Origin of the sequence: Streptomyces sp. HNM0645 (assembly GCF_030056615.1) — a bacterium.
Lineage (GTDB): Bacteria > Actinomycetota > Actinomycetes > Streptomycetales > Streptomycetaceae > Streptomyces > Streptomyces marianii.
The window spans coordinates 1-21,743 of the sequence record NZ_JASHLT010000039.1 but is presented as its reverse complement, the minus strand read 5'-3'; the positions used below and the strand labels follow the sequence as shown (position 1 = coordinate 21,743).

The following is a 21,743-nucleotide window of genomic DNA, read 5'->3' as shown; positions in this document are numbered from 1 at the left end:
GGGCGTCCGAGCCGATGCCGTCCGGCCCGGAGCGGTTTGAGAGAGTGGAGGCATGTTGCCCTCGTCCGAGCACCCCCCGTCCGGCGCCGGCCGCGTCGTCGTCATCGGCGGCGGGATCGCCGGCCTCGCAGCGGCCCACCGGCTGGCCACGTCCGGCGTGCGGGTGACCCTGCTGGAGGCCACCGACCAGCTCGGCGGCAAGCTCCTGACCGGAGAGATCGCCGGAGCCCCCGTCGACCTCGGCGCCGAGTCGGTGCTCGCCCGCCGGCCCGAGGCGGTCGCCCTCGCACGCGCCGTCGGGCTCGGCGACCGGCTGCAGGCCCCCGCCACCACCGCCGCCTCCGTGTGGACCCGCGACGCCCTGCGGCCCATGCCCCGAGGCCATGTGATGGGCGTCCCCGGTAGCCCCGAGGCACTCTCCGGGCTGCTGTCCGCCGAGGGCATCGCCAGGATCGGGCGGGAGCGCGAACTGCCCCCCGCCGAACTCGGGGACGACGTCGCCGTCGGCGGATTCGTCGCCGAACGCCTCGGCCGCGAGGTCGTCGACCGGCTCGTCGAGCCGTTGCTCGGCGGCGTGTACGCGGGCGACGCCTACCGCATCTCCATGCGGGCCGCCGTCCCCGCCCTCTTCGACGCGGCCAGGGCGGCCGGGGGCAGCCTGCTGGAGGGCGTCCGCGAGGTGCAGCGCCGGGCCGCCGAGCGGCAGGAGACCGGCCCCGTCTTCATGGGCCTCGACGGCGGCATCGGTACCCTCCCGCCCGCGGTCGCCGACGCCGTCCGGGCCGCCGGCGGGGAGATCCTCACCGGGACGCCCGTACGGGGCCTGGCCCGCGGCACCGACGGCTGGCGGATCCGCACCGACGAGCGCGAGCTCACCGCCGACGCCGTCGTCCTCGCCACCCCTGCCTGGTCGGCCTGCGCGCTCCTCGCCGACGCCGCCCCGGCCGCCTCCGCCGAACTCGCCGGCGTCGAGTACGCGTCGATGGCGCTCGTCACCTTCGCGTTCCGCAGCGGTGACACGGAAGCGCTGCCCGCCGGATCCGGTTTCCTCGTACCGCCGGTCGACGGACGCACGATCAAGGCGTCCACGTTCTCCGCCCGGAAGTGGGGCTGGGTCGCCGAGCGCGCCCCCGGACTGTTCCTGCTGCGCACCTCCGTCGGCCGCCACGGCGAGGAGGAACAACTCGACCGGGAGGACGAGGACCTCGTCGCCGCCTCCCTCAAGGACCTCGCCGAGGCCACCGGACTCACCGCGCGCCCCGTCGCCACCGAGGTCACCCGCTGGATCGGCGGACTGCCGCAGTACCCGGTCGGGCATCTCGGCCGGGTCGCCCGCATCCGGGACGCCGTGGCCGCGCTGCCCGGGCTGCGGATCTGCGGGGCGGCGTACGACGGCGTGGGCATCCCCGCCTGCGTCGGCAGCGGACAGCGCGCGGCGGACGAGATCATCGCCACGGCCCCCCTGGTTCAGGGCACTGTCCGTGACGGGCGAGAATAGCCCTATGAGTGCGCCCGAAAAGATCCCGAACGCCGGTAAGAAGGCGAAGGACCTCAACGAGGTCATCCGCTACACCCTGTGGTCCGTTTTCAGGCTGCGGGACGTGCTGCCGCAGGACGCGGACCGCGCCGGGTACGCGGACGAGGTCCAGGAGCTGTTCGACCAGCTCGCGGCGAAGGACGTCACCGTCCGCGGCACGTACGACCTGTCCGGTCTGCGCGCCGACGCCGACCTGATGATCTGGTGGCACGCCGAGACCGCGGACCAGCTCCAGGAGGCGTACAACCTGTTCCGCCGCACGCGCCTCGGCCGTGCACTGGAGCCGGTCTGGTCGAACATGGCGCTGCACCGTCCCGCCGAGTTCAACAAGTCGCACATCCCGGCCTTCCTCGCCGACGAGACGCCGCGCGACTACGTCTCGGTGTACCCGTTCGTGCGCTCCTACGACTGGTACCTGCTGCCCGACGAGGACCGCCGCCGCATGCTCGCCGACCACGGCAAGATGGCCCGCGGCTACCCGGACGTGCGCGCCAACACGGTCGCCTCCTTCTCCCTCGGCGACTACGAGTGGCTGCTGGCCTTCGAGGCCGACGAGCTGTACCGGATCGTCGACCTCATGCGCCACCTCCGTGCCTCCGAGGCCCGGATGCACGTCCGCGAGGAGGTCCCCTTCTTCACCGGGCGCCGCAAGAGCGTCGCGGATCTGGTGGCCGGTCTGGCCTGACGGCCCCGAACGACCCGGAGGCGGGCTCCCGCAAGGGCGGCCCGCCTCCCTTTGACCCGGAAGATCAGACAGCGGGCGGCAGCACGCGCTCGACCGCCCGCTGGTCCAGCGACACCGGGTCCGGCTGCGGGTGCGGCGCGCACGAAGCGCGCCGCACCGGCGTCCTGCCGGTCAGCAGGTACGCCTCCATGTGGCGGTTGACGCAGGCGTTGTCGCCGCCCGAGATGCCGTGCGTTCCCGCACCCCGCTCCGTGACCAGCACGGAACCCGCGAGGCGCTCCTGCAGCCTCAGGGCACCCGCGTACGGGGTGGCAGCGTCCCGCTCGGCCGCCAGGATCAGCAGCGGCGGCACGTCCCCCGGCCCCGTGCGCACGTCGACCGGACGCTGCCGCGGCGGCTGCCAGTACGCGCACGGCAGATTCATCCAGACATTGGCCCAGGTCTCGAACGGCGCCCGCCGCGCCAGCGCGGTGTTGTCCCGGTCCCACACCGCCCAGTCCCCGGGCCAGGGAGCGTCGTTGCACTGCACGGCGGTGTAGACGGCGTTGCCGTTCTCCTCCTCGGCCGCCGCCGAGGCTCGGGGCTTCGCCTGCTTGACGAGTTGCCGTGGATCGCCCTTCAGATACGCCGACAGCGCGAGGGCGCGGCGCGGCCAGTACAGGTCGTTGTAGACGGTCCGGGTGAACGCCGAGTGCAACTGGCCCGGCCCGACGGTGCCGTCCGCCGGTCTCCTCGCCAGCTGGGCGCGGGCTCGGTCGTAACTGTCCTGCACCTGCTGCGGAGTTGCGCCGAGGCCGTACGTGGCGTGGTGCCGGGCGACCCAGGCGCGGAAGTCCGCCCAGCGGCCCTCGAACGCGAGTGACTGCTCCAGGTTGCTGCGGTACCAGACCTTCGCCGGGTCCGGGTCGACGGGCGAGTCGAGCACCATGCGCCGCACCCGCTCGGGGAACATCACCGCGTACAGGGCACCCAGGTAGGTGCCGTAGGAGGCGCCCAGGAAGGTGAGCCGCCGCTCGCCGAGGGCCGCCCTCAGCACCTCCAGATCACGGACGTTGTTCAGCGAGTGGTAGTGCCGGAGCGCCGGACCGGCGTTGTGCGCGCAGCCGCGTGCGTACGCGCGCGCACGCGCGATGCCCTTCCGCTTCTCGGCGGCGGAGGGATGGACGGGAGCGGCGGTGGGGCCCTTGGTGAACTCCACCGGGTGCTCGCAGGAGATCGGCGCGGAACGGCCCACGCCGCGCGGCGCGTAGCCCACCATGTCGTACGCCTCCGCGATGCGCTTCCACGCGGGCTCCTTGGCGAGCGCGGGGAAGTACATGCCGGAACCGCCGGGGCCGCCGGGGTTGTACAGGAGCGCACCCTGACGTACCGACGGCCCACCCGTCGCCTTCACCCGGCTGACGGCGAGACCGATCTGCCGGCCCCACGGTTCGGCGTAGTCGAGCGGGACCCGGACGACGGCGCACTCGACGATGGGCGGCAGGTCCTCCTCCGCGGGGCACGCCCCGAACGTGACGCCGGCGGCCACGGCACGGGCGGCGGCGACGAGGGTGCCGCGGTCCTCCCGGGCGGCGTGCGGTGGTGCACCGGCGGCCGGGGCCGCCGTGAGGGCGGAGAGGATCAGGGAGCCGGCGGCTCCGTACAGGGCTGCTGCTCTCATCTCGTTCCCTTCGTGCCACCGGTCGTGGCTCGAAGGTCACCAGAACAACGGACTTTGTAAAGGATCTTGTTCGGGTGTCGCGGTCGATGACCCTTTTGCGGCACGCGTGATGTCTCACACGTCAGACGTGACGCGTCCGCTCCGGGGTGCCGGGCGTCGGGTGTCCGCGGCCAGGCGTCACGCCTCGGGTGCCGGGCCGGGTCCGGTGCGCGGCATCGGCCCCGGGCACCACGGGAGTTCCGCGACGCGGACCGCCGCGGCCCGGGGCGGGTGGGGTGCGTACCCGCTCGTACCGAATCCCGGCCCCGGGCCGACGCGCGCCCCCGTACCGGGTGCCCTTGGCCCGGAAGGCCCGCCGGCGTGACGCCGCTGTCGTCCCGCAGGGACTGGCCGTCAGGTCGAACCGCCCCCGCCGCAGCTGGACCCGCCCCCGCAGCCGGATCCACCGCCCGAACCGCCCCCGCAACTCGAGCCGCCGCCGGACGATCCGCCGCAACCGCCGCCCGAGCCGCAGGAACCGCCGCCCGCCCCGCCGCAGCCTCCGCCGCCGGACCCGCCCGAGCAGCCGCCGGAGGCCGCGCACCACACGGCGACGGGGAGGTAGGCCGCGGTGTCGGACGTACCGCTGTGGCCGCTGCCTCCGGCGCGGGCACCGGCCCGGGTACCTGCCGGGGAGGGCCGCCCGCCGCCGGTGCGCACCAGCCTGGCCGCCGCGATCAACTGCGCCTGGAGCACGGGGTCGGGCACGGCGCGCAGTCCGCCGAACACCACCAGATGGCCGGCGTCGGTGCGGTGGGCGTGCGCCGCCCGGAATTCCGCGGCCGCGCGGTGCCCCGCGGCGCTGACGCGGCGGCGGGCCCGGGAGGTGCAGACCGCCGCGACGACCACCCCCGCGAAGCACGCGGGAAAGACCTTGACGACGAACGGGAACGGCATGTCGGCGAAGCCCTCGTGGAACTCGTACTGCACGAACGTCGCGACGAGCGAGACCGGCAGCAGTACCAGGGACAGTACGAGCTGCCAGGTGGACCAGGTCCTCCAGCGCCGGACGTCGCCGGGCGCGATCATCAGTCCGCGCGCCGCGAGCCCGTCGCCGATCTCCTGCACGGCGGGGTTGCGCATCACCGCGAGCCGCAGGTCGTGCAGCGCTCCGCTCGGGGCCCGTGCCAGCTCGTCCAGGACGGCGCGTTCGACGTGGTCGCGGGCGACGGGCCGACGGACGGCGACGACGCCCGGCCCTCCGACCACCAGCCGCCCGTCCGTGACCATGGCGGTCAGTGCGGTGTCGACGGCCCTGGCGGGCCCGCCGTTGAGGAACGCTGCCTCCATGAGGTCGTGCACCGGGCCGCCGGGGCCCCTGCGGGCCTGCGCCAGGCCCTTCACGACCAGGGCCGAGGAGACACCCACGGCGAGATACACGACGACGGCGAGTACGTTCAGCGACATGCGGGTTCACCTCCTGACGAGAGCGGCACGGGCCGCGCGGACGAAGCGGACGGCGCGGCGCGGCGGGCGCGGCGCCGCCCGGTCCTGCCACCAGTGGGTGAGCCGCCGGCGTGCGACCGGATCCTCCGGCCGGGCCGCGACCAGCAGATGCTCGACGAAGTCCAGCGCGTCCCGGCGGTAACCGTCGCGCATCGGGCGGGACTTGGCGTAGTCGAGGTACGCGGGCCGGTAGCCGGCGCCGAGGATCTCCGGCAGTTCGGGCGCCACCTTGGCGACGACGTCGGCCCGCTTGGCCGCGAGCGCCCGGATCTGCACCCTCAGCCGCCGGGCGTCGAACCCCTCCGGCGCGGGCGTCCCGGCGACCAACGCGGACAGCAGAGCGGCCTGCGCGAGCCCGAGCCGTTCCCGCGCGGCCGGGTCCGCACCCGTGAACGGATCCGCACCCGCGTCCGTACCCGGGCTCGGCCTCGCACCCGCGTCCCGGCTCGTCCCGGTGGGCGGATCCGTACCCGCGTCCGTACCGGTGCCCGGTCCCGTGCCTGGAACCGGGGTCGGCCCCGGAGCCGTCGTCGCCGCGGTACGGGACGCCGGCTCGCGCGCCGCGTCCGCATCACCGGTACGCGTGGCCGGAGTGCCCTGCACCTGGGTGCGAGGCGCCCGGGGCGGGGACGCGGCGAGGGTCGCGCGGATCGTCTCCAGTTCCGCCGCCAGCTCCTCCTCGGGTGGGAAGTCGTCGTCCCGCTCCAGCAGCACACCGGCCGGGTCGATGCGCGAGCGCAGCTCGGCGAGGATGTCGAGGACCGGGCGCGGCACGGGGTGGGCGTGGGTGTCGTGCCAGACGCCGTCCCGCTCCAGACCGCCCGCGACATGGACGTACGCGATCGCCTCGACGGGCAGCTCGTCCAGGGCGCGGACCGGGTCCTCGCCCCGGTTGACGTGGTTGGTGTGCAGATTGGCGACGTCGATCAGCAGCCGTACCCCGGTGCGCTCGACGAGCTCCGCGAGGAACCGACCCTCCGTCATCTCCTCGCCGGGCCACGAGATCAGGGCGGCGATGTTCTCCAGGGCGAGCGGCACGGGCAGGCTGTCCTGGGCGATCCGGACGTTCTCGCAGAGGACGTCCAGCGCGTCGCGGGTGCGCGGGACGGGGAGCAGGTGCCCCGCCTCCAGCCGGGGTGAGGCGGTGAGCGCACCGCCCGCGCGGACGAAGGCGATGTGCTCGGTGACGAGCGGCGCCCCCAACGCCTCGGCGCGTGCGGCCAGATCGGCCAGCCGGCGCGCGTCCGGCCGTTCCGCCCCGCCGAGTCCCAGCGAGACGCCGTGCGGGACGACGGTGACGCCCCGCTCCCTCAGCCGCCCGAGCGAGTCGGGGAGATGGCCGGGGCAGACGTTCTCCGCGACGACCTCGACCCAGTCGAGACCGGGGAGCCGCTCCACGGCAGCGGCGATCTCCGGGCGCCAGCCGATACCGGTTCCGAGCCTGTCGGGCTGCTTCATGGGTCCCCCTCCTCCGCGTCTGCAGGGGTCATGGCCCCGTGGGACCTTGCCCAATCCAGAGGAGGGGACGTTCAGAGCTTCATTTGAGGTTCCGGCCCCCTGGCCGGGGATTCCCACGCCCGGGAGCCGGGAGCCGGGAGCCCGTCGTCAGTTGCTCGCCCCCGGAGCCGGGCGGTTGGTGTTGACCGCCGTCGGCGGTCCCGGCTGGGTCGAGGGACGCGAGGTGGTCTCGATCTGACCCGGCGGCACGGCCGGGGTCGGCGCCGGCGGCAGGTTCCCGTCCGGCGGCGGCGGGCCCGTGGGGCTGGCCGTGGCACCGCCGGCGGCCTCGTTGGCGATCGAGTCGAAGTCGACCATGCCGGTGTTCTCCAGCATCGTGATGTGGTCGAGCACCGTCTGGTTCGCGTCGGACGCCAGCTGGCGTATCAGGGTGTTGCGGGTGGTGTGGCGGACCTGGGCGATGAGGGAGAAGACCTTGCCGTGCGCGTTGCGCAGCAGGTTCGCGAACTTGTACTCGTACTCGCGGCCGCTCGCCGCCGACAGCTCTCTCAGCCAGCCCTGCTGCTGCTCGTTGGGCACGTTCGGCAGCTCCACGCCGAGCTTCGCCGCCACGTCGCGGGCACGCTGGTCGAGGTCGCTGTGCCCGACGATGAGGTGGTCGCCCGCGTCCTTGATCGCCTGGGTCGGGGCGCGCTCGAGCGCCTGCTGCCCGGCGGGCAGCTCCCACAGGCCGGCGAGCCGCACCTTGACCAGGAAGTCGCGGTCGGTCGCCGTCAGCGGCCCCCACTGGGTGGCCACGGACGAGGCGTTGAGATTGGCCTGGCCAGTCCCGGACCGGTCGGCGTAGGACCATACGGGGAAAGCGAGCGCGCCCACTGTGGCGACCAGTGCCGCAATGATGAGAGCTGTCCCGTTGACGCGACGCAGCAAGTGTGCCTCCCGATCCGAATGTGCGTACCGCGGAACCGCCGGTCACGGAACCGGCGACTCAGACTGCTTGGCAGTACCGGAAGGTACGTTCGGGAGGCCTGATCCGTTCAGGCGCGCTCGGGGAAGATTCGTTTCCGTACGGGATGGTCGGCGACGACCGTCACGGAGCCGGGGGCGATCTCCGTGAAACCGGCGTCCCGGACCGTCGGCAGGCCGCTCGCGGCGAGCTCGGCCCAGCGGCCGGCGGCGGCGGTCCGGACGGCCAGGGGGAACCCGGCGTCGCGCCACGCCGTACGTTCGGCCTCGTCCATGTCCCACCACAGCAGTTGCGCCCCGTGGCCGACCTGGGCCATCTCCTTGCCCGTCGACATGCGCAGTTCCGGGTTGAGCCAGATCAGGGCACGGTCGGGGCCGACGTCACCGGCCGGTTCCTCGGGGTCCTCGAGCTCCGTGCCCGACACCTGGAGCTTCGACAGTTCCCTGGGCCAGCCGTCCAGTGGCACCGGCGGGAAGACCCGGACCTCGGCGCCGGCCCCGGTCACGGTGATGCCCGGCAGTTCCGACGCCTTGCGCCACTCGGCCCCGCGCGCCCTGCGCACCACCTTCCGGATCCGGCCGTCCTGCCAGTCCCGTACGCGCCCGGCCCACTCGCCGTCCCCGGAGGACCGCCCGTCGGCGAGCATCACCACGACCGCGCGGGCGGCGGTCTCCAGCGCGTCGGTACGGGACGGCGGCGCGGTCTTCTCGATCCGGACGACGAGCGGCAGGACGAACTGGGGGGCCTTGTCGCGCGGCGTCGGCTCCTGGCGGAAGGGGCTGCCGGGGCTGTCGGTGCTGTTCACCCGCACAGTCTGCCAGCCGGCGGCGAGCGGCCGGGGGCCCCGGGGTCCCCGGCCCGGTGGCTCCGCCGGACCGGAGGGAACGCGCTGCTCGCTCCCCTCCTCCCGGGGATCCGGCCCGCCCCGGTGACACGGTCCACTCCCTGTCTGACGAACCGTCAAGCAAGTTTCTTTGCGGGGGCGATGAACGAACACGGGTGCCGCGTCCGTATGAAGGGCAGGACGCGTCCCCCCCTCCCGGTCCCCTTCGGCGACCGGAGTCCGTACCCCCGCAGGAGGCGAAGAGTTGAGTCACAGGCGTATACCCAAGCGGAAGGCGATACTCGCCGGAGCCGGAGCGGTGGGCATAGCCGCAGCCGCCGTACTGCTGCCGAATGCCAACGCTTCGCAGTCCGGATCCGAGGACGACAAGATCGCTCCCAGAAAGATGAGCGCCGCCTCGGCAGCGGATCTTCTCCAGCAGCTGGGCAAGCAGCTCGGCGAATCCTACGGCGGCGCCTACTACGACGCGTCGAAGCAGCAGCTCATCGTGAACGTCGTCGGCAACGACAACGATGTGAACATCGAGATCAAGCGGGCCGGTGCCGTGGCCCGCAGCGTGCAGAACAGCTTCTCCACGCTGAAGTCCGCGACCCGCTCGCTCTCCAGCGATGCGGCTGTCCCGGGCACGGCCTGGGCCATCGACCCGAGGAACAACCAGATCCTGGTGACCGCCGACCGCACCGTCACCGGCGACCGGTGGAACACCGTCGAGTCGGCCGTCGAGTCGCTCGGCGACGGGGTGGCCCGGCTCCAGAAGTCCAAGGGCGAGTTCAAGCCCCTCCTGGAAGGCGGGGACGCCATCTTCGGCGGCGGTTCGCGCTGCTCACTCGGCTTCAACGTCACGACCCAGGACGGACAGCCCGGATTCCTCACGGCCGGCCACTGCACCGCCGCCTCCGAACAGTGGTCCGAGCAACAGGGCGGACAGCCCGTCGGCACCGCCCAGGAGTCCGTCTTCCCCGGTGAGGGCGACTTCGCGCTCGTGACGTACGACGACCCGAACACGGAGGCGCCGAGCGCCGTCGACCTGGGCAACGGGCAGCTCCTGGAGATCGGGCAGGCCGCCGACGCCGCCGTCGGCCAGGAGGTCTTCCGCATGGGAAGCACCACCGGCCTCAACGGCGGCCAGGTGACCGGCCTGAACGCCACCGTGAACTACCCCGAGGGCACCGTCAGCGGACTGATACAGACCAACGTCTGCGCCGAGCCGGGCGACAGCGGCGGCGCGCTGTTCACCCGGGACGGCAGTGCGATCGGCCTGACGTCCGGCGGCAGCGGCGACTGCACCTCGGGCGGCGAGACCTTCTTCCAGCCGGTGACGACCGCGCTCGAGGCGGTCGGCGCACAGATCGGCTGACGCCGCCACCCGCCGGGGCGGTCGGTGGCCCGCCCCGCCGAGGGCCTGCCCAGGTGGAGAGACGGCACCCGGCCACGACGGCGAACGAGGGAACGAGGAAGGGGCAGCGTCAGCGGCCCCGGGCATCCGCCGATGCCCGGGGCCGCTGACGCTGCTGCCGTCGCGGTCACCACCGCGGGCCGGGCTCCGGTGCTCAGCCGTTCCCCAGCAGCAGCCTCCTGCTCGCCTCGATGTCGAAGTCCCCCTTCGGGTACTGCGGGTCGAGCTCCTCCAGGTGCTCCAGCAGCAGCCTGCTCACCGCCCAGTTGCGGTACCACTTGCGGTCGGCGGGCACGACGTACCAGGGCGCCTCGGGGAGCGAGCAGCGCTCCAGGGCCCGTTCGTACGCCTTCTGGTAGGCCGGCCACAGGGCCCGCTCCTCGATGTCCCCCTGGTTGAACTTCCAGTGCTTGTCCGGGTTGTCGAGGCGTGCCAGCAGCCGGCGCCGCTGCTCCTCGGGGGAGATGTGGAGGAAGACCTTCACGATGGTGAAGCCGTCCTCCGCGAGGGCCCGCTCGAAGGCGTTGATCTCGTCGTAGCGGCGGCGGATCCGCTCGCGCGGCACCAGGCCGCGAACCCTGGCGATCAGGACGTCCTCGTAGTGCGAGCGGTCGAAGATCCCGATGTCGCCGGAGCGCGGCAACTCCCGGGCGATCCGCCAGAGGAAGTGGTGGTCCCGCTCCTCCGTCGTGGGGGCCTTGAACGCCTTGATCCGGCAGCCGGCGGGATTGAAATGACCGATGACGTGCTTGACGGTGCCGCCCTTGCCGCTGGTGTCCATGCCCTGGAGGATCAGCAGCAGCCGGCGCCGGTCGCCCGCGGACGCCGCCGCGTACAGCCGCTCCTGCAGCTCCGCCAGGCGCCTGCCCGCAGCCGCGGCCGCTTCCAGGCCCGCGGCCTTGTCCCGCGGACCGGCCGGGACCCCGCCCGGGTCGTACGAGGAGAGGTCGAGGCGACCGCCCGCCGGGACGCGCAGCACGTCACGGAGCCGGCCCGGGTACCGGTCCGCGACCTCGTCCGGGGCCGGGGCCGGGGCCGGGGCCGGGTCGGGATCGGGAAGCGGGTCGGGGAGCCGCCCGCTGCGGCCGCTCTTCGTGGTCATCCTGGTCACCTCGGGCTCTCTCCGGGCCGTCTCCGGCCACGGTCCTGTCCGGCCATCGGTCTTCTCCGGTCACGGTCCCGTCAGGCCGCCGGTCTCCTCCGGCCGCCGGTCCCGCCCGGGGCGGGGTGCTCGCCGGCCACCGGTGCTCCCCGAGGTCTTCCCCGGGCCCGTCCGGCCCTCCGATCCTCCACCGGAACGGTCGCCGGCGCGAGCGACGCCCGGTCCGCCCGCGAGGCGGCACCCGGGCGTCGGCGTCACGGCGGGCCCGGGGCGCGGGCGGCGGCGACCGGTGTGCGACGACGGGCGCCCGGAAGCGATCCGTGCGCCCGTCGGCGGTGGCACCCCGGGCCCGGCCCCGGCCCGGGGCCGGGCCCGCCGGTCTCAGTGCCGGGCCGCGGCGATCAGCGCCAGGGACCGGTCACCGCGAACGTCGTACCCGGCTTGTAGCAGTTCACGTACATCGTGCCGCCGTCCGGCGAGAACGTGACGCCCGCGAACTCGCCCCACTCGGGCTCCTCCGGGGTGCCGATGTCCTGGCGGTTGCGCGCCATCGCGTACACCTCGCCGCGCTTGGTGACCCCGTACACGTGCTGGGCGCCGTTCCCGTCCTCCGCCACCATCAGCCCGCCGCCCGGGGCGAGGCAGATGTTGTCCGGGGATTCGCCGGGCAGTTGCACGTCGGTCGCGGGCCCGAAGACGACGACCAGGGTCAGCCGGCGCCGCCGCGGTTCGTACCGCCACACCTGCCCGAAGTGGTCGGCCGCCGAGCCCTCGGCGCTGCGGGCGAAACTGGAGACGAAGTAGACGGACGAGCCGCCCCAGTAGCAGCCCTCCAGCTTCTGGGCGTGGGTGATTCCCTTCGGGCCGAAGTCCTGCAGCCGGACGGGCGTCCGACGCGCCTGCGGATCGGGCACGCGGACCCACTCGACGCCGTCGAACCCGGCGCCCGTCTCCTGGATCGCGGACAGGTCGGGCAGTCCCGGGACCCGCATCGCCTCCAGCCGTCCCCCGGCCCGCAGCGAGCCCCTGCCGCCGAGTGGTTTCTCCGGCAGGAAGCGGTAGAACAGCCCGAACGGCCTCTCGAAGGCGTCCTCCGTCTCGTAGACGATCCCGCTGCGCGGATCGACCGCGACCGCCTCGTGCTGGAAGCGGCCCATCGCGGTCAGCGGTACGGCGCCGGTCCGGCGCGGATCGGCGCCGTCCACCTCGAACACGAAACCGTGGTCCTTGGTGCAGCCGTTGGTGCCGGCCTTGTCCTCGGTCTCCTCGCAGGTGAGCCAGGTTCCCCAGGGCGTGGGCCCGCCCGCGCAGTTGACGGCGGTGCCCGCGATGGCGACGCGCTCGTCGAGGACGTTGTTGCGGCCGTCGAGGGTGAGCGCCGTACAGCCGCCCTTGGCCGCCGGGTCGTAGGTGAGTCCGTCGACGACGGGAACGCCGATGCGGGCGTTGTGCCGGTTCTCGTGGTTGCGCAGGAGATGGACCCGGCCCCGGCGTCCGGGCAGGGCGGCCATGCCGTCGTGGTTGCCGGGCACCGGGCCCTCGCCGGAGCGCAGCGGCTCGCCCTCGCGGGAGAGCACCCGATAGCGGAAACCTTTCGGCAGGTCGAGGAGGCCGTGCGGGTCCGGGACGAGCGGGCCGTAGCCGGAGTGGCCGCGGGCGGCGGCCGTACCCGCGAAGAGTTCCGAGAAGGCTCCGGTGAAGGCGATTCCGGCGACAGCGGCACCCGTACCGGCGAGGACCCGGCGCCGCGTCGCGGAGGAGGCGGCGGGGGCACCCGGGGGTTCGAGGGCCCCGCTCCCGGCAACCCCCTGTGATTCCTGCGTGTGTTCTGCGGTCATGAGGCAACTCCCTGTTGGCGGACAGAGATGTGACCCGCATGTGTGTACCAGGCGTGTGGCCACGCGTGAAGCATGCGGGTCACCGTGCCCCGTGGGACGCGCGGTGCCGCGTGGGTGACGGCCGCGCGGTGTCTCCCGAGTGGCGAGGGCCCCGGGCGAGTGCCGAGGGCCCCGGGCGAGTGGCGAGGCGTCGCTGCGCGAACTGCGCCGTGCTACGCGAGCTTCGCCGTCAGCGTGATCGTCGTCCCCGAAAGGGCCTGGCTCACCGGGCAGTTCTTCTTGGCTTCCTCAGCGGCCGCCTGGAAGCCCTCCTGGTCGAGGCCGGGAACCTGGCCCTCGACGGTCAGGTGGATGCCCGTGATGCCCTCGCCCGGCTGGAACGTGACGTCGGCCTTGGTCTCCAGGCGGGTGGGCGGCGTGCCGGCACCCGCGAGACCGTGCGAGAGGGCCATGGAGAAGCAGCTGGAGTGGGCGCCGGCGATCAGCTCCTCAGGACTGGTCTTGCCGTTCGCCTGCTCGGCGCGCGACGGCCAGGAGACGGGGAAGTCGCCGATACCGGAGGAGTCGAACGTGACGACGCCGGAGCCGGAGAGCAGGTCGCCGTCCCAGACGGTGTGGGCCTGGCGCGTGGTGGCCATGATGGATCCCTTCTCAAAGCATTCAATGAATCGGTTCCAACCGGGCCCAACCTACTGGAACCTACTGTTCGACGAGGCCCTTGGCGTCCCGCGCGAGTGCCGTCAGCCGGGAGATCGCCCGGAAGTACTTCTTCCGGTACCCGCCCTTCAGCATCTCGTCGCTGAACAGCCGGTCGAAGGGGAGTCCGGAGGCCAGCACCGGCACCTCCCGGTCGTAGAGCCGGTCCGCGAGCACGACGAGCCGCAGAGCCGTCGACTGGTCCGGCACCGGCCGCACGTCGGTGAGGCAGACCGCGCGCACGCCGTCCGTCAGCGCGCCGTAGCGGCTGGGGTGCACCCGTGCGAGATGCTCCAGCAGCTGCGGGAAGTCGTCGAGCGAAGCGTCCCCGGTGACGTGCGCGGCCCGGGTGACCTGCTCGTCAGAGAAGGGTGCGGGCGCCTCGGGCAGGCCGCGGTGGCGGTAGTCCTCGCCGTCGATCCGCAGCGGCCGGAAGTGCGCGGACAGCCCCTGGATCTCGCGGAGGAAGTCGGCGGCGGCGAAGCGGCCCTCCCCGAGCTTGCCGGGCAGGGTGTTGGAGGTCGCCGCGAGGGCGACGCCCGCCTCGACGAGCTTGCCGAGCAGGGTCGACACGAGAACGGTGTCGCCCGGGTCGTCCAGTTCGAACTCGTCGATGCACAGGAGCCGGTGGCCGCTCAGGGTCTTCACGGTCTGCTGGAAGCCCAGCGCGCCGACCAGGTTCGTCAGCTCCACGAAGGTGCCGAACGCCTTGAGGGACGGCTCGGCGGGTGTGGCGTGCCAGAGGGAGGCGAGGAGGTGGGTCTTGCCGACGCCGTAGCCGCCGTCCAGATAGACCCCCCTGGGTGCCGCCGGCGCCGCGGGCTTCCTCGCGAACCAGCGGCGCCTGCCGCTGCCGGTGGCGTGCGCACCGCCCAGACCCGCCGCGAACGAGCTCAGCACCGTGACCGCCTCGGCCTGGCTGGGCTGGTTCCGATCGGGGACGTACGTCTCGAAGCGCACCGAGTCGAAGCGCGGCGGCGGCACCATCTCCGCGACCAGGCGGTCGGCGGGGACACGGGGCTCGCGGGCGCACAGCGAGAGCGGGACGGCTTCGGTCATGGGGGTGGTCGACACAACCCCCCACTGTACTGAGTCCGGAAGGACGGCCGCCGCGCGCGTCCGGCGCCCCGGGACGGCAGGCGTCCTCGCATGTCAGGGCGTCCTCGGGCAGTCGTACGCCCCCGCGTCCCACGCGCCCCGGAACGGAGTGCGCCCGGGAGCGGCCGTCGGACGGGCCTCGGACGGATCTCGGGCGGATCTGGTGGGGCCACCGGAAGAGCCCTTGGAAGGGCAGGGAACGGCCGTCCGATCCGCGTGCCCTCTCGGCCGCGGGGGAGGGGCGCTCCCGGGGGCTCCCCGTCGCCCCCCTGCCCGCACGTGACCCGTCGGCGGGCGGAGCACGCCTGCCCGCGGCCCGCCGTACGCGACCGGGACGTACGCGGGCGGGGCGCATGCGACCGTGAAGCCCCGACGCGAGGTCGCCGCGGCCGGCATGCGTGCTCCGGTGGCCGCGTCCTGGGGACGCGCGGCCCGTGCCAGACTGCTCGGTATGCGACGTCTGTTCCCCCTGCCCGACCCGAACGACCCCGCCGGTGCCCGCGCCGCGACCGACCGCGAGTGGGGGCTGGACGAGCTGGCCGACGCCTACGCCTATCCGGCCGCGGAGGGCCCCTGGCTGCGGGCGAACATGGTCTCGTCCCTCGACGGGGCCGCCCAGCACGACGGGAAGTCGCAGCCGCTGTCGTCCGACTCGGACATGCGGATCTTCGGCACCCTGCGGGGGCTGGCCGACGCCGTGGTCGTCGGTGCGGAGACGGTACGGCAGGAGGGCTACCGCCCCGCCCGTGCCCGGGACGCCTTCGCGGGCCGCCGTGCGGCCGCCGGACAGGCCCCGGCCCCCGCGATCGCCGTGGTGAGCGCGAGCCTCGACCTCGACTTCTCCCTGCCGCTCTTCACCTCCCCCCTGGTGCCGACGCTGGTCCTCACCGGGGCCTCCGCGCCGCCGGAGCGGGTCGCCGCCGCGGCGGAGGCCGGGGCGGAGGTCCTCGTCGCGGGCGACGGGACGGGCGTCGACCCGGCCCGGGCCGTCGAGGCGCTGGCCGGACGCGGCCTGCGGCGGCTGCTCACGGAAGGGGGGCCGAGGCTCCTGGGTCAGTTCGTCGGATCCGGGGTACTCGACGAGCTGTGCCTGACGGTGTCGCCGACGCTCACCTCCGGCACCGCCCAGCGGATCGCGTACGGAACCGACCGGGCGGTGCCGGAGCGTTTCGCGCTGGCGTCCCTGCTGGAGGAGGCCGGGTTCCTCTTTGCCCGATACCGTCGAACCTGACGTTCCCGACAGGTTATGTACTGGTTTGCTCCGGCCGGGCACACTACTCGCAGACCCCGTACGGACACGGGGAAGGACGGTTCCGGCAGAAGGGCTCCTGACGTGTTCACAAGCGTATTGATGATCGAGAAGCCCCTCACGGCGACCGACGTGGAGTTCGTCACGACGCTGCACGGAGACGAGCCCGTGTCGTTCATCGTGCTCATGCAGCCGCGCGGCGACCAGGCCGACCTGCTGCTGCGCGCCATCGACGACGTGGCCATGGGCGAGCTCAAGGAAGCCGTCCGCGAGGGCGAGGAGCCCGAGGGCGAGAAGGCCCGGCAGCCTGCGGAGCTCGCCCTCGTGCACTCCCTGAACGCCCTGCGGGCCGCGGGGGCCGAGGCGGTCGGCCAGGTCGTCGAGGAGCACCCGCTCGACAAGATGAAGACCGTCGTCGAGGAGGCCGGCGCCGACGAGGTGATCGTCCTGACCGCGCCCCACTACGTCGAGGAGTTCTTCCACCGCGACTGGGCCTCCCGTGCCCGGCACAAGGTCGGCGTACCGGTGCTGAAGCTCTTCGCGCACAGCGAATAGGCTGGGCCCCTCGTACGACGTCGCACCCTGGGAGACACGCGCATGGCATCCGGCATCCCCAACGCCATGGAACGGCCGCACTTCATCGGCATCGGCGGCGCCGGAATGTCCGGGATCGCCAGGATCCTCGCCCAGCGGGGCGCCAAGGTCGCGGGCAGTGACGCCAGGGAGTCCACGACGGCCGAGGCGCTGCGGGCACTGGGCGCGACCGTGCACATCGGGCACGCCGCCGAGCACCTCGCCGACGACGCGTCCTGCGTCGTCGTCTCCAGCGCGATCCGCGCCGACAACCCCGAGCTGGCCCGTGCCGCCGAACTCGGCGTTCCGGTCGTCCACCGGTCCGACGCCCTCGCCGCGCTGATGCGCACCTCCCGGACCATCGCGGTGGCCGGTACCCACGGCAAGACCACCACCACGTCGATGCTGGCCGTGGCCCTGACGGAGCTGGGACTCGACCCGTCGTACGCCATCGGCGGCGATCTCGCCGGCCCCGGCACGAACGCCCGGCACGGCGACGGAGACCTGTTCGTCGCCGAGGCCGACGAGAGCGACCGCAGCTTCCAGAAGTACGACCCGGACGTCGCGATCGTCCTCAACGTCGAGCTCGACCACCACGCCAACTACGCCTCCATGGACGAGATCTACGAGTCCTTCGAGGCCTTCGTCGCCAAGATCCCCGCCGGCGGGGCACTGGTCGTCGGCGAGCACGCCGGAGCCCGCGAGCTGGCCGCCCGGGTATCCGGCCGCCCGGACCTCACCGTCGTCACCGTCGGTGAGGACGAGGGTGCCGAAGTCCGGATCCGCTCGATCACACCCCACGGCATGACCAGCGAGGTCACGGTCGCCCTCCCGGACGCCGGGGAGATCACCTTCACCGTCTCCGTCCCCGGACGCCACTACGCCCACAACGCCGCCGCCGCCCTCGCCGCCGGCGCCCGGCTGGGCCTGGACCCGGCCGGGCTGGCCCACGCCCTCACGGCCTACACGGGTGTCGGCCGCCGCCTCCAGCTCAAGGGCGAGGCGAAGGGCGTCCAGGTCATCGACTCCTACGCGCACCACCCCACCGAGATGACCGCGGACCTGGAGGCCATGCGGGCTGCGGCGGGCGACCGGCGGCTGCTCGTCGTCTTCCAGCCGCACCTGTTCTCCCGCACCCAGGAGCTCGGCGCCGAGATGGGCCGGGCCCTCGCGCTCGCCGACGCCTCCGTGGTGCTCGACATCTACCCGGCCCGCGAGGACCCGATCCCCGGCGTCACCAGCGCGATGATCACCGATGCCGCGGAGGCGGCGGCCGCGCGGGTGACGGCCGTCCACGACAAGGAGAGCGTCCCGGACGTGCTCGCGGGAATGGCCGCACCCGGGGATCTGGTTCTCACCATGGGGGCCGGCGATGTGACGGACCTCGGTCCGAAGATCCTGGCCCGTCTGTCGGACTGAGGCCCTTCGGGGCCGTAGTGGTGAGGGAGACCGATCATGGCCTACGACGTCGACAAGCCGGACGAGCAGTGGCGCGCGGAACTGAGCCCCGCGGAGTACGCCGTGCTCCGGCAGGCCGGGACCGAGCCCGCCTTCACCGGTGAGTACACGGACACCAAGACCAAGGGCGTGTACTCCTGCCGGGCGTGCGGTGCCGAGCTCTTCACCTCCGGTGAGAAGTTCGAGTCGCACTGCGGCTGGCCGTCCTTCTACGACCCGAAGGACTCGGGCGCGGTGGAGCTGCTGGAGGACCGGACGTACGGCATGGTCCGTACGGAGGTCCGGTGTGCGCGCTGCGGCTCGCACCTCGGGCACGTCTTCGAGGGAGAGGGCTATCCCACTCCGACCGATCAGCGGTACTGCATCAACAGCATCTCGCTGCGGCTGGAGCCGGTGGAGGACTGAGCCGTTCTCGTTCCGCCCGGGCCTCGGCCGTACGTCGGCCGGGGCCCGGCACGTCGCAGGTCAGTCCGCAGCGATCGAGCAGTCGAGGATCCGCCCGTCCACCGTGCCGATCAGGAGCTCTGCCGACCCGGTCCGCACGAGCGACAGCGCCACCACGGGCCGGCCGTGGACTTCCAGCGACCCGCGCCACCGCACGGTCCCGTCGGATGCGCTCAGGGCCACCAGCTCCCCGGAGTTCAAGGCGACGTACACGGTGTCCTCGTCACTGTCCAAGGCGGTCGCCGGGTGGTCGCAGGTGAACACCCAGCGGACGGCTCCGTCCTCCGCGCCGCGCCGCACAACGAACGCGTTGCCGGGAAGCAGGCCCGCCCCGTCGTGCACCGCACCCGCGTGTACCAGGTCCCGGCCTATCTCGACTCCCGGTCCGCCGAAAAGATGCCTTGCCCGCTCTGAGTCCCACTCGAGCGGTACAGTTGCCGCACCACCGGCTCGCCCATCGGGCCGACCGGCTCGACGGCGACGACCCACTTGTCCTTGTGCGGCTTCTCGGCGTCACCCTGAAGGAAGAGCAGCCGACGGCTGCGGAGAACCGGAACGGGTGGTTGACGAGGTCGAACCCGCTCAACTCCACCCATGCCGCCGGGGTTTCCCCTGCCGGAGGGACCAGTGCGACCAGTCCCGGGCGATTCCAGTCATCCCAGCCGGTGCGACGCAGCGCCAGCCACCCGTCCTCGCGATGGGTGCGGGCGGCGGTGAATCCCAGCGCGAAGGACACCACCCGTTCCAAGACCGTCTCCCTCTACCTGCAGGGCATGCACGGGGACAAGAAGAAGGACGGCACCACCAAGAGCGTCTCCCTGGCACCTCTGTCGGCCCCGAACCTCGGCATGTCGACCATCCAGGACAGCAACCAGTACGCCGGCAGTTTGCGTCAGCAGGTCACCTACGACGGCGCCACCGCCATCAGCGCCGAGGCGTACGAGCCGTGGTCGAAGGAGACCGCACGCCAGACCGGCGTACCCGATGCCGGTGACCACGTCGCCCGGTTCGTCCGCACCAAGGCGACCACCACCTACACCTATCTGACGGTCCCGAAGTCCTGGCGCGCCCGCACGCTCACCACCAGCTATGACGACTACGGCATGCCGGCCACGGTCGAAGACCGCGGCGACGACGCCAAGACCGGCGACGAAACCTGCACGAACACCTGGTACGCCCGCAACGACACCGCAGGGCTGACCACACTCGCCTCCCGGACGCGGGTGGTGGGCAAGGCATGCGGCGTGGCCGACAGCGGGCTGGACCTGCCCGCAGATTCCTCCCGCCGCGGCGACGTACTCTCCGGCACGGCCACCGCCTACGACGGCGCCACCACTTGGTCGCCGACGATGAAGCCAACCAAGGGCCAGCCGACGTGGACCGGCCGTGCCGAGGCATACGGTGCCACGGGGGCGGTGACCTGGCAGAAGACGGGCACCACCGCGTACGACGTGCTGGGACGTCCGTTGAGCGTGGCCAACGCCGACGGCAAACTGACTACCACGGCCTACACACCGGCCGAGGCAGGGCCGCTGACCAAGACGATCGTCACCGACCCCAAGGGCTTCAGGAAGGTCAGCTTCCTGGATCACCGGCGCGGGTTGCCGGAGCGTGTCTATGACGTGAATCTGAAGAAGACCGAGTTGGCCTACGATGCCCTCGGACGGCTGACCGAGGTGTGGCAGCCCAACCGGGTTCGCGGAAGCCAGAGCCCCAACAGCAAGTTCGCCTACCACCTCAGCAACACCGAGCAGTCCTGGGTGTCGACCTCCACGCTGAAGAAGGACGGCACCACCTACAACACCAGCTACGCGATCGCCGACTCCCTGCTGCGGCCGCTGCAGACCCAAACGCCGACCCCGCAGGGCGGCAGGCTGCTCACCGACACCCGCTACGACTCACGCGGCCTGGCGTATGAGACCTACGCCGACATCTTCGACACCACCTCCACCCCGAACGGCACCTACACACGAGCCGAGTACGGCGAGGCACCCACCCAGACTGCGATCGTCTTCGACGGAGCGGGACGGGCCACCACGAGCACGCTGTACGTGTACGGCGTCAAGAAGTGGTCCACCACCACCGGCTACACCGGCGACTCCACCGCTACCACCGCGCTCCAGGGCAGTACTGCCACCCGGACCATCACCGACGTCCGCGGCCAGACCGTCGAGACCCGCGAATACGCGGGCGCCGACCCCGCCGACACCCAGTACGGCTCCGGTCTGGGCGCCTCGTACACGTCCACGAAGTTCGCCCACACGTTGGACGGTAAGCAGACGTCCATCACCGGCCCGGACGGCGCCAAATGGACTTACGGCTACGACCTGTTCGGCCGCCAGACCAGCGCGGACGACCCGGACAGGGGCACGGCGACCACCGTCTTCAATGCGCTTGACCAGGCCGTCAAGTCCACCGACTCGCGCGGCAAATCGGTCCTGACCGACTACGACGAGCTCGGCCGACCGGTCGGTACCTGGTCCGGCACGAAGACCGACGCCAACCAGCTCACCGCCCACACCTACGACACCCTGCTCAAGGGCCTCCCCGTCACCTCCACCCGCTACGTCGGCGGCAAGACCGGCCAGGCATACACCAAGAGCGTCACCGCCTACGACAGCCTGTCCCGGCCCGTGGGATCCACGCTCCAGCTCCCGGCCGGCGACCCGCTGGTGAAGACAGGCGCCCCGGCGACGCTGGAGTACTCCAGCTACTACAACATCGACGGCACCCTGCAGAACAGCAAAGAGCCGGCCATGGGCGGCCTGGAGTCGGAGATCGTCGGATACGGGTACGACAGCCTGGGCAACGTCACCTCCATCGGCGGCTCCACCGGCTACCTCCTCGACGTGGACTACTCCGCCCTCAGCCAGGCCCAGCAGCTCACCCTCGGCACGGCCAGCATCGCGGGACACAAGAAGATCTACGTCACCAACACGTACGAGCAGGGAACCGGCCGCCTGAAGTTTCCCCGTGATGCTGGACACTCGATGCTTACGCTGCGAGGGCGTGTTCTTGTTCGTGTCGCTGCCGGGTCTCCAGCGGGGTGAGGTAGCCCCAGACTGGATGCCTCCGCGGCCGCTTGCGGTTGTAGAAGGTCTCGATGAAGGTGAAGATCTCAGCGCGGGCGGTAATCCGGTCGGGCCAGCGGCGGGGGCCGATCTCCGCTTTCAGCAGCGCGAAGAAGCTCTCGGCGGCGGCATTGCCGTAGCACGAGCCGGTTCGTCCCATGCTCTGCCGCAGCCCCAACCGG

The 21,743-nt window shown here is 72.6% G+C and carries 18 protein-coding genes and 1 pseudogene; 8 read left to right on the top strand and 11 right to left on the bottom strand.

Annotated features, from left to right (window positions below):
• Positions 1 to 52 precede the first annotated feature (52 nt).
• Together hemG and hemQ are read left to right on the top strand one after the other, a co-directional pair.
• Complete coding sequence (hemG, locus tag QMZ92_RS24725) at positions 53 to 1,498, top strand: protoporphyrinogen oxidase (RefSeq protein ID WP_283299666.1); 1,446 nt, start codon at positions 53 to 55, stop codon at positions 1,496 to 1,498.
• Positions 1,499 to 1,502: 4 nt separating this feature from the next.
• Positions 1,503 to 2,222 carry a hydrogen peroxide-dependent heme synthase gene (hemQ, locus tag QMZ92_RS24720; RefSeq protein ID WP_138052550.1) on the top strand — a complete coding sequence of 240 codons (720 nt, stop codon included), beginning with the start codon at positions 1,503 to 1,505 and terminating at the stop codon, positions 2,220 to 2,222.
• Positions 2,223 to 2,286: 64 nt separating this feature from the next.
• On the opposite strand, the gene QMZ92_RS24715 is transcribed toward hemQ, so the two are convergent.
• The 5 genes from QMZ92_RS24715 to QMZ92_RS24695 form a co-directional block, all read right to left on the bottom strand.
• Positions 2,287 to 3,882 carry an alpha/beta hydrolase gene (locus tag QMZ92_RS24715; RefSeq protein WP_283299665.1) on the bottom strand — a complete coding sequence of 532 codons (1,596 nt, stop codon included), beginning with the start codon at positions 3,880 to 3,882 and terminating at the stop codon, positions 2,287 to 2,289.
• A gap of 393 nt (positions 3,883 to 4,275) precedes the next feature.
• Positions 4,276 to 5,328 carry a TIGR04222 domain-containing membrane protein gene (locus QMZ92_RS24710; RefSeq protein WP_283299664.1) on the bottom strand — a complete coding sequence of 351 codons (1,053 nt, stop codon included), beginning with the start codon at positions 5,326 to 5,328 and terminating at the stop codon, positions 4,276 to 4,278.
• A gap of 6 nt (positions 5,329 to 5,334) precedes the next feature.
• On the bottom strand, positions 5,335 to 6,825 hold the full coding sequence (locus QMZ92_RS24705) for an MbnB/TglH/ChrH family RiPP precursor modification enzyme (protein ID WP_283299663.1): 1,491 nt from the start codon (positions 6,823 to 6,825) through the stop codon (positions 5,335 to 5,337).
• A 147-nt stretch (positions 6,826 to 6,972) separates the two neighbouring features.
• On the bottom strand, positions 6,973 to 7,752 hold the full coding sequence (locus tag QMZ92_RS24700) for a DUF4142 domain-containing protein (RefSeq protein WP_283299707.1): 780 nt from the start codon (positions 7,750 to 7,752) through the stop codon (positions 6,973 to 6,975).
• A gap of 110 nt (positions 7,753 to 7,862) precedes the next feature.
• Positions 7,863 to 8,597, bottom strand: coding sequence for a peptidyl-tRNA hydrolase (locus QMZ92_RS24695; RefSeq protein WP_349307760.1), 735 nt, complete (start codon positions 8,595 to 8,597; stop codon positions 7,863 to 7,865).
• Positions 8,598 to 8,880: 283 nt separating this feature from the next.
• Here QMZ92_RS24695 and QMZ92_RS24690 point away from each other — a divergent pair, with 283 nt between their 5' ends.
• Positions 8,881 to 9,993 carry a S1 family peptidase gene (locus QMZ92_RS24690; protein ID WP_502962125.1) on the top strand — a complete coding sequence of 371 codons (1,113 nt, stop codon included), beginning with the start codon at positions 8,881 to 8,883 and terminating at the stop codon, positions 9,991 to 9,993.
• 193 nt (positions 9,994 to 10,186) lie between these two features.
• On the opposite strand, the gene QMZ92_RS24685 is transcribed toward QMZ92_RS24690, so the two are convergent.
• From QMZ92_RS24685 to zapE, 4 genes are all read right to left on the bottom strand, one after another.
• Positions 10,187 to 11,134, bottom strand: a complete 948-nt coding sequence (locus tag QMZ92_RS24685; protein ID WP_283299661.1) for a PPK2 family polyphosphate kinase — start codon at positions 11,132 to 11,134, stop codon at positions 10,187 to 10,189.
• A 401-nt stretch (positions 11,135 to 11,535) separates the two neighbouring features.
• Complete coding sequence (locus tag QMZ92_RS24680; protein ID WP_283299660.1) at positions 11,536 to 12,972, bottom strand: alkaline phosphatase PhoX; 1,437 nt, start codon at positions 12,970 to 12,972, stop codon at positions 11,536 to 11,538.
• A gap of 212 nt (positions 12,973 to 13,184) precedes the next feature.
• Positions 13,185 to 13,610: an OsmC family protein gene (locus QMZ92_RS24675; protein ID WP_093651891.1), complete on the bottom strand. Its 426-nt coding sequence runs from the start codon at positions 13,608 to 13,610 to the stop codon at positions 13,185 to 13,187.
• 61 nt (positions 13,611 to 13,671) lie between these two features.
• Positions 13,672 to 14,727 (bottom strand): cell division protein ZapE, encoded by a 1,056-nt coding sequence (zapE, locus tag QMZ92_RS24670; RefSeq protein WP_283299705.1) that lies wholly within the window; start codon positions 14,725 to 14,727, stop codon positions 13,672 to 13,674.
• Between the two features lie 490 nt (positions 14,728 to 15,217).
• Here zapE and QMZ92_RS24665 point away from each other — a divergent pair, with 490 nt between their 5' ends.
• The 4 genes from QMZ92_RS24665 (at position 15,218) to msrB (ending at position 18,451) form a co-directional block, all read left to right on the top strand.
• Positions 15,218 to 15,997 (top strand): pyrimidine reductase family protein, encoded by a 780-nt coding sequence (locus QMZ92_RS24665; protein ID WP_283299659.1) that lies wholly within the window; start codon positions 15,218 to 15,220, stop codon positions 15,995 to 15,997.
• 102 nt (positions 15,998 to 16,099) lie between these two features.
• Positions 16,100 to 16,570 carry an indole-3-glycerol phosphate synthase gene (locus QMZ92_RS24660; RefSeq protein ID WP_283299658.1) on the top strand — a complete coding sequence of 157 codons (471 nt, stop codon included), beginning with the start codon at positions 16,100 to 16,102 and terminating at the stop codon, positions 16,568 to 16,570.
• Positions 16,571 to 16,612: 42 nt separating this feature from the next.
• Positions 16,613 to 18,007 (top strand): UDP-N-acetylmuramate--L-alanine ligase, encoded by a 1,395-nt coding sequence (murC, locus tag QMZ92_RS24655; protein WP_283299657.1) that lies wholly within the window; start codon positions 16,613 to 16,615, stop codon positions 18,005 to 18,007.
• 36 nt (positions 18,008 to 18,043) lie between these two features.
• On the top strand, positions 18,044 to 18,451 hold the full coding sequence (gene msrB, locus QMZ92_RS24650) for a peptide-methionine (R)-S-oxide reductase MsrB (protein ID WP_283299656.1): 408 nt from the start codon (positions 18,044 to 18,046) through the stop codon (positions 18,449 to 18,451).
• A 60-nt stretch (positions 18,452 to 18,511) separates the two neighbouring features.
• Here the strand turns inward: msrB and QMZ92_RS24645 are convergent, their stop codons facing one another.
• Positions 18,512 to 18,832 carry an outer membrane protein assembly factor BamB family protein gene (locus QMZ92_RS24645; RefSeq protein ID WP_283299655.1) on the bottom strand — a complete coding sequence of 107 codons (321 nt, stop codon included), beginning with the start codon at positions 18,830 to 18,832 and terminating at the stop codon, positions 18,512 to 18,514.
• 383 nt (positions 18,833 to 19,215) lie between these two features.
• Between QMZ92_RS24645 and QMZ92_RS24640 the strand changes: the two are divergent.
• Positions 19,216 to 21,453: pseudogene (locus tag QMZ92_RS24640) on the top strand (RHS repeat domain-containing protein); the annotation flags it as partial.
• 31 nt (positions 21,454 to 21,484) lie between these two features.
• Here the strand turns inward: QMZ92_RS24640 and QMZ92_RS24635 are convergent.
• Positions 21,485 to 21,743, bottom strand: a 259-nt coding sequence (locus tag QMZ92_RS24635) for an integrase core domain-containing protein (protein ID WP_283299654.1), incomplete at its 5' end; no start/stop codon positions are given.